Below are 7,769 nucleotides of genomic sequence, written 5' to 3'. Positions count from 1 at the left end.
CCGATGGTAGTGTGGGGTCTCCCCATGTGAGAGTAGGGAACTGCCAGGCATCAAACAAGTGAAGAGCCCATCCTGACGGATGGGCTTTTTGCGTTTTTGTCGTCTGAAACTATCAGCAGATGCCTTCAGAAGGCGCGATCATGGCTATATCTCTGCAATAACTATCGGTCCTCGTTAAACCCCGTTAACCACTGCATAATAAAAGCGGCTATTTGCGGGACATCATTTAAATCTAACAATGGAAGCGACGTCTCGACCGGCGTATCGCTGGCTATGGCAATCACGTCATCGTCATAAGCTAATTCTTCAATACTATGTCCGCTGTTTTGCCGAAAAAGCAGGATTTTGGGCACAGCTTCATGCTTAAAACCCTCAACCAGGACTAAATCTAACGTTGATGCATCCATTCGGCTAACCAGCCATTCCAGATCCAGCGGAGGCTCTTCGGGTGTTTCCGTCATTAATGCCCAACGCTGGGAGCTGGCGACAATCGTCTGAGCCGCTCCGGCTTTACGCAGTTCATAGCTGTCTTTACCGGGCTTATCCACGTCCATATCATGATGAGTATGTTTAATTAGCCCTGGCCGTAAGCCTTCCGCGCGCAGTGCCGGAATCAGCGACTTCAGTAGGGTGGTTTTACCTGTACCGCTCCAGGCTGCGATGGCTAAAAGCGGGATCATGATGGCACCTGCATACGTTGCAAATCGTCGAGAGTATTGACGTTAATAAATGCTGATTTTACATCGCTAAAATCGACGCTATGACCGCCAATTTTGCGCAGAAATACCATTACCCGTCTTTCTCCTGCCGCCAGATACGTTTCCAGTTCGCCGATCGCCTCGCGATTCACCAGAGCAATGGCCGGATGGTCACGTTCACCATCGTGTACCCAAACGGCTGGAGAGGATTTTCTCTGCTGTATTAAGCGCGTCGCCAGAAATGATGGGATAAATGGCGTATCACAGGGACAAAACAGAAACCACTCGCCCTCAACCTGATGCATTACGGAAAGCATGCCGGCCAACGGCCCGGGAAAGTCGTTCAGAGAGTCGGTAATAATCGGGTAGCCGCTGCTTCGCCAGCAATCAAGATTGCGGTTAGCGCTAATTACCAGCTTTGTAACCTGCGGCTGCAGCGCATCGGCGACATGACGCCACAGGGCTTTACCTTTCAGCAGCTGTAATCCTTTATCTATTCCTCCCATGCGCGAGCCTCTTCCTCCCGCCAGCACGACGCCGGTTATGACCTTGCCCTGCATATTAATATCGCCTCTTTCATTGTGGGATTGTCCCTGCTAACGTATTCCTATCAAGAGTAAGGAGCATTGCTATGAAATGTAAACGTCTGAATGAAGTCATTGAACTCCTCCAGCCAGCCTGGCAGAAAGAACCCGAGCTGAATTTAATGCAATTTTTGCAAAAACTGGCGAAAGAGGCCGGATACACCGGTGAGTTGAACGATCTCTCCGACGATATTCTGATTTATCATCTGAAGATGCGCGACTCGGCAAAAGAAGCCGTTATTCCCGGGATTCAGAAAGATTATGAAGAAGATTTTAAAACCGCGCTGCTACGCGCTCGCGGCGTGATTAAAGAGTAAAAGGTTGTAAGCGCTGCCGCGGAATCGGCAATGAGATGATATCCTGTATCATTCGTACGATTATCGGATGTCAGGATGCACGATAAGGCTTTCACTTTTCAGACGCTTCACCCGGATACCATCATTGATGGCTTATTTGATCTGGGAATGCGGGTGGACTCCGGTCTCACTCCGCTTAATAGCTATGAGAACCGGGTTTACCAGTTTCAGGACGAAGATCGTCGCCGCTATGTGGTGAAGTTCTATCGTCCTGAGCGCTGGTCCGCCCAGCAGATCCTCGAAGAACATCAGTTTTCCCTCCAGCTCGTGCAGGACGAAGTCCCTGTAGCGGCGCCGTTGTCGTTTAACAACAGTACCCTTCATCAGCATCAGGGATTCTTTTTCGCCGTATTCCCAAGCCTGGGTGGACGTCAGTTTGAGGCGGATAACCTCGATCAGATGGAATGGGTTGGGCGCTACCTTGGCCGTCTGCATCAAACTGGACGCAAACAGCGTTTTGTCGCGCGTCCGGAGATAGGGACGAATGAGTATCTTCTTGAGCCACGCCAGGTCTTTGAGCTTTCCCCGCTGATACCTGCAGGTCTGAAAGAGGCTTTTCTCAGCGCTACCGATGAGCTGATTGATGCGGTAATGGCGCAATGGCACGGACGCGCCAATATTTTACGGTTACACGGTGATTGCCATGCGGGAAACATCCTCTGGCGCGATGGGCCACTGTTTGTTGATTTAGATGATTCACGTAATGGACCTGCTATCCAGGATCTGTGGATGTTGTTGAACGGCGATAAAGCCGAACAACGGATGCAGCTTGAGATGATCATTGAAGCGTATGAAGAGTTCAGCGCTTTCAATACCGATGAAATTGCCCTCATCGAACCTTTACGTGCAATGCGGTTAGTTTATTATCTGGCGTGGTTATTAAGGCGCTGGGAAGATCCCGCTTTTCCTAAAAACTTCCCGTGGTTAACCGGGGAAGATTACTGGCGCGGGCAGACAACAACTTTTCTTGAGCAGGTAAAGGTTCTGCAGGAACCGCCTCTTCAGTTAACGCCAATGTATTAATGTGATATATCCAGGAGAGAATTAATCATGAAAAAAATTTGGCTAGCGCTGGCTGGTATGATTCTGGCTTTCAGTGCATCCGCTGCCCAGATCACCGACGGTAAGCAGTATATTACCCTCGATAAGCCCGTTGCCGGTGAGCCGCAGGTGCTCGAGTTTTTCTCGTTCTACTGCCCGCATTGCTATCAGTTTGAGGAAGTTCTTCATGTATCAGATAACGTGAAGAAAAAGCTGCCTGAAGGCGTCAAAATGACGAAATACCACGTTGAGTTCCTGGGTCCGTTAGGCAAGGATCTGACTCAGGCGTGGGCCGTTGCGATGGCGCTGGGTGTGGAAGATAAAATTACCGTGCCGATGTTTGAAGCGGTACAGAAAAACCAGACCGTCCAGACCGTGGCCGATATCCGTAAGGTCTTCGTTGACGCCGGCGTTAAAGGTGAAGATTACGATGCAGCCTGGAACAGCTTCGTGGTGAAATCCCTGGTGGCTCAGCAAGAGAAAGCCGCCGCTGATTTCCAGCTGCAGGGCGTGCCGGCTATGTACGTTAACGGTAAATACCAGCTTAACCCGCAGGGTATGGATACCAGCAACATGGACGCATTTGTTGCCCAGTATGCCGATGCCGTTAAGCAGCTCGTTGAGAAGAAATAAAAAATAAACGCCGGTTACTGACCGGCGTTTTTCTTTTCTGCGCCCACAATTATTTCTCTGCCTGCTGCATTATTTCCGTTAGCTGCCGATCTTTCTCTTCCCAAAGCCTGTTTAGCCAGCGCTGAAAGCGTCGCTTAAAGTTTTTGTCATTTACATAATCGCCGTGCAGCTCTTCCGTCACAGGTTCAAGACTGACTCTCACCACAATCCGCGTCAATCGGCCGCTCAGCATGTCATAAAACGGCTTTTGGTTGTTTTCCGGATAGCATAACGTGACGTTCAAAAGCTTATCAAACTGCGAGCCGAGCACGCTTAATGCCATGGCAATACCCGCAGCCTTTGGCGATAACAGATTCTGGTAAGGCGAACGGGTCTGCTGTTGCTTTTCTTCCGTGAAACGAGAGCCTTCGACAAAGTTAACAATCGTTGTTGGATGCGCGCGGAATTTCTCGCAGGAGCGGCGAGTGGTTTCAACATCTTTGCCCCGGCGTTCTGGATGGCGGAGTAAATAGCCTCGGGAATAGCGGCGCATAAAAGGCATATCCAGCGCCCAGCAGGCCAGCCCAATAAACGGCACCCAGGCGAGCTGTTGCTTGAGGAAATATTTATTCATCGGGATATGTTTGCGAAACAGCACGCAAAGCACCACGATATCTGCCCAGCTATGGTGGTTGCTGATGAGCAGATACCAGTTTTTCTTATTCAGGCCATCCAGGCCCTGTACATCCCATTTAAGCCAGGGATTAAGAGGCAGCAGCAGAGCCAGCCCTTCACACCAGCAGTACATCATGAAATTGCAAAAAACGGATATCGAGCGCCAGACCGCAGGAATAGGCACAAGAAGTTTAATCAGCCCGGCGACGATGATTGGCACCGAGCAGATTATGGTGACTATGATAGTCAGGGCGATACTCAGCGGGAGCGTTATCGCGGCGAGTAATCTCGACATAGTTAATTTATTCAGAAAGTTAGACTGACAAAGAACGCGTTTAAACGGCGCAAGAGGCTGATTTTACCAGAAAATAGCGTAAATAACGGGTCTTACCAGAACAGAAAAATTTTCGGATCTTATATCCACATGGAACATTGAGTCGCCATGGTGTTATTAAAGCAAATTATGCGTGTATAACTTAATGATAAATATGAAATAATTTGTTTATGGATGATTTAATTAACGATTGTTTGGCTGTCGTTATAAAAATATTCACAAAGTTATCCACAGGATAGCCCATAACGCGATCGAAAGGATCGCAGAATCTTTTCGACGAAATGCGGGAAAAATTCAGGATTTAATGCCCGTCTGTGGCATCCTTTACCGATAATCTGATAAACAGGCACGGAAATTATGGTTCAGATCCCAGAAAACCCTCTCATCCTCGTTGACGGCTCCTCTTACCTTTATCGGGCATATCACGCGTTCCCCCCGCTGACGAATAGCGCTGGTGAACCGACAGGCGCAATGTATGGCGTGCTGAATATGCTGCGAAGCCTGATCCTGCAGTATCAACCGACCCACGCTGTCGTCGTGTTTGATGCCAAGGGGAAGACTTTCCGTGATGAACTGTTTGAGCACTATAAATCTCATCGCCCGCCGATGCCGGACGATCTGCGTGCGCAGATCGAGCCGCTGCATGCCATGGTAAAAGCGATGGGCCTGCCGCTAATGGCTGTTCCTGGCGTAGAAGCCGATGATGTCATCGGTACCCTGGCGCGTGAAGCTGAAAAGGTCGGGCGTCCGGTACTGATTAGCACCGGCGATAAAGATATGGCCCAGCTGGTTACGCCGGGTATTACGCTGATTAACACCATGACCAACACTATCCTTGGCCCCGATGAAGTGGTGACGAAATACGGCGTACCACCGGAGCTGATCATCGATTTTCTGGCCCTGATGGGAGATTCATCGGACAATATTCCAGGCGTACCTGGCGTGGGAGAAAAGACAGCGCAGGCGTTACTGCAGGGGCTGGGTGGCCTTGATACGTTATACGCTGAGCCTGAAAAAATCGCTGGGCTGACCTTCCGCGGCGCAAAAACGATGGCCGCAAAGCTGGAACAGAATAAAGAGGTGGCGTACCTCTCTTATCAGCTGGCGACGATCAAAACGGACGTTGAGCTGGAGCTGGGCTGTGAAGATTTGCTGGTTGCGCAACCCGTCGCTGATGAACTGCTCACGCTGTTTAAAAAATATGAATTCAAACGCTGGATCACCGATGTAGAGTCCGGCAAGTGGATGCAGGCAAAAGGCGCTAAGCCTGCGGCAAAGGCGGTTGTAGCGGTGGCTGACGTGGCCGATGCGGAGGAGGAAACCGCGACGGCGCTCTCTTCTGAAAATTATGTCACGATCCTTGATGAAGAAACGTTGTTGACCTGGGTTGAGAGCCTGAAGAAAGCGCCGCTTTTTGCCTTTGATACCGAAACTGACAGCCTCGATAACGTATCCGCCAATATGGTCGGCTTATCCTTCGCCATTGAGCCTGGCGTTGCGGCCTATGTACCGGTTGCCCATGATTATCTGGATGCACCGGATCAGATCCCGCGCGACCGTGTCCTTGAGCTGCTGAAACCGCTACTGGAAGATGACAAGGTTCTGAAGGTTGGGCAAAACCTCAAATATGACCGCGGTATCCTGGCTAACTACGGCATTGAACTGCGCGGTATTGCCTTTGATACCATGCTGGAATCCTACATTCTTGACAGCGTGGCGGGCCGCCATGATATGGATAGCCTCTCCGATCGCTGGCTGAAGCACAAAACCATTACCTTTGAAGAGATTGCGGGTAAAGGTAAAAACCAGCTCACCTTCAATCAGATCGCGCTGGAAGAAGCGGGCCGCTACGCGGCGGAAGATGCCGATGTCACGCTGCAGCTGCACCTCAAAATGTGGCCTGAACTTCAGCAAAATGAAGGCCCGCTGAAGGTCTTTAAAAATATTGAAATGCCGCTGGTGCCGGTGCTATCCCGCGTAGAGCGTAACGGGGTGAAGATTGATCCGGCCGTGCTGCATGCGCATTCTCAGGAGATAGCCAAACGCCTGATTGAACTGGAGAAGAAGGCGTATGATATCGCGGGTGAGGAGTTTAACCTCTCTTCGCCGAAGCAGCTGCAAACCATCCTGTTTGAAAAACAAGGTATTAAGCCGCTGAAGAAAACCCCGGGCGGCGCGCCGTCTACCTCGGAAGAGGTGCTGGAAGAGCTGGCGCTGGACTATCCGCTGCCGAAAGTCATCCTCGAGTATCGTGGTCTGGCAAAACTCAAATCCACCTATACCGATAAGCTGCCGCTGATGATCAGCCCGAAAACGGGCCGGGTTCACACCTCTTATCACCAGGCGGTTACGGCAACGGGACGTTTGTCGTCTACAGACCCGAACCTGCAGAACATTCCGGTGCGCAACGAAGAAGGGCGGCGTATCCGTCAGGCGTTTATTGCTCCGGAAGATTATCTCATTGTCTCTGCTGACTACTCGCAAATTGAACTGCGCATCATGGCGCATCTTTCCCGCGACAAGGGCCTGCTGACCGCGTTTGCGGAAGGGAAGGATATCCACCGCGCGACGGCGGCAGAGGTCTTTGGTTTGCCGCTGGAGAGCGTCAGCAGCGAACAGCGCCGCAGCGCGAAGGCGATCAACTTCGGCCTGATTTACGGCATGAGCGCATTCGGCCTTGCGCGCCAGCTCAATATTCCACGCAAAGAAGCGCAAAAGTATATGGATCTCTACTTTGAGCGCTATCCGGGCGTGCTGGAGTATATGGAGCGCACCCGCACCCAGGCCAAAGAGCAGGGGTATGTTGAAACGCTTGATGGCCGTCGTCTCTACCTGCCGGACATCAAATCCAGCAACGGCGCGCGCCGCGCCGGTGCCGAGCGTGCGGCGATCAATGCGCCGATGCAGGGAACCGCTGCCGACATTATTAAGCGCGCGATGATCGCCGTAGATAGCTGGTTATTAAGCGAAAAACCGCGCGTGCGGATGATTATGCAGGTACACGATGAACTGGTCTTTGAAGTGCATAAAGACGACCTTGAGGCGGTTGCGAAAAAGATCCACGAACTGATGGAAAGCAGCACGACGCTGGCGGTTCCGCTGCTGGTGGAAGTGGGTAGTGGAGAAAACTGGGATCAAGCGCACTAAGTATTCGGTAAGGAAGGTCATTTCTTGTAAGTGAGTAACATAACTTATCGCATTTTGTGATGATCATTTGAATTTGCTATGTAAAGAGTGAAAAAAAACTACAAAAAATGCTTTATCCGTAACCGAAAGAAGAGTAGAGTTAAAGACGTAGGGTACAGAGGTAAGATGTTCTATCTTTCAGACCTTTTACTTCACGTAATCGGATTTGGCTGAATATTTTAGCCGCCCCGGTCATTTATGACCGGGGCGTTTTTTATTGCGCGAAAGAAAATTTTTTGCGTATCGATGCTGATGAGGCGGGCTACCCGGATAGAGCCACACG

7 protein-coding genes are annotated in these 7,769 nt (G+C 50.7%); 4 read left to right on the top strand and 3 right to left on the bottom strand.

Annotated elements, in window-relative coordinates; genetic code table 11:
* Positions 1-161 precede the first annotated feature (161 nt).
* Positions 162-680, bottom strand: a complete 519-nt coding sequence (gene mobB / locus ABLU87_RS20560; protein WP_032751769.1) for a molybdopterin-guanine dinucleotide biosynthesis protein MobB — start codon at positions 678-680, stop codon at positions 162-164.
* The gene (gene mobA, locus ABLU87_RS20555) at positions 677-1,258 is read right to left on the bottom strand and encodes a molybdenum cofactor guanylyltransferase MobA (RefSeq protein ID WP_025106519.1); all 582 of its coding nucleotides are present in this window, start codon (positions 1,256-1,258) and stop codon (positions 677-679) included. Before mobA ends, mobB begins: the two co-directional genes overlap by 4 nt.
* 71 nt (positions 1,259-1,329) lie before the next feature.
* Here mobA and ABLU87_RS20550 point away from each other — a divergent pair, with 71 nt between their 5' ends.
* The 3 genes from ABLU87_RS20550 (at position 1,330) to dsbA (ending at position 3,312) form a co-directional block, all read left to right on the top strand.
* Positions 1,330-1,599 carry a YihD family protein gene (locus tag ABLU87_RS20550; RefSeq protein ID WP_004855810.1) on the top strand — a complete coding sequence of 90 codons (270 nt, stop codon included), beginning with the start codon at positions 1,330-1,332 and terminating at the stop codon, positions 1,597-1,599.
* Between the two features lie 75 nt (positions 1,600-1,674).
* Positions 1,675-2,661 (top strand): serine/threonine protein kinase, encoded by a 987-nt coding sequence (locus ABLU87_RS20545; RefSeq protein ID WP_122117840.1) that lies wholly within the window; start codon positions 1,675-1,677, stop codon positions 2,659-2,661.
* Between the two features lie 27 nt (positions 2,662-2,688).
* A complete protein-coding gene (gene dsbA / locus ABLU87_RS20540; protein ID WP_049084532.1) occupies positions 2,689-3,312 on the top strand; it encodes a thiol:disulfide interchange protein DsbA in 624 nt (207 codons plus the stop codon).
* Between the two features lie 49 nt (positions 3,313-3,361).
* Here the strand turns inward: dsbA and ABLU87_RS20535 are convergent, their stop codons facing one another.
* Positions 3,362-4,261 (bottom strand): acyltransferase, encoded by a 900-nt coding sequence (locus ABLU87_RS20535; protein ID WP_049103681.1) that lies wholly within the window; start codon positions 4,259-4,261, stop codon positions 3,362-3,364.
* Positions 4,262-4,657: 396 nt separating this feature from the next.
* On the opposite strand from ABLU87_RS20535, the gene polA reads away from it, so the two are divergent.
* Positions 4,658-7,447: a DNA polymerase I gene (polA, locus tag ABLU87_RS20530; protein WP_048263214.1), complete on the top strand. Its 2,790-nt coding sequence runs from the start codon at positions 4,658-4,660 to the stop codon at positions 7,445-7,447.
* The last annotated feature ends 322 nt before the right edge of the window (positions 7,448-7,769 follow it).

Source organism: Klebsiella sp. CB_Kp196, assembly GCF_040061575.1.
GTDB classification, from domain to species: Bacteria; Pseudomonadota; Gammaproteobacteria; order Enterobacterales; family Enterobacteriaceae; genus Klebsiella; species Klebsiella michiganensis.
The sequence above is the reverse complement of the archived record's forward strand: the minus strand, read 5'-3'. Positions and strand labels throughout refer to the sequence as shown.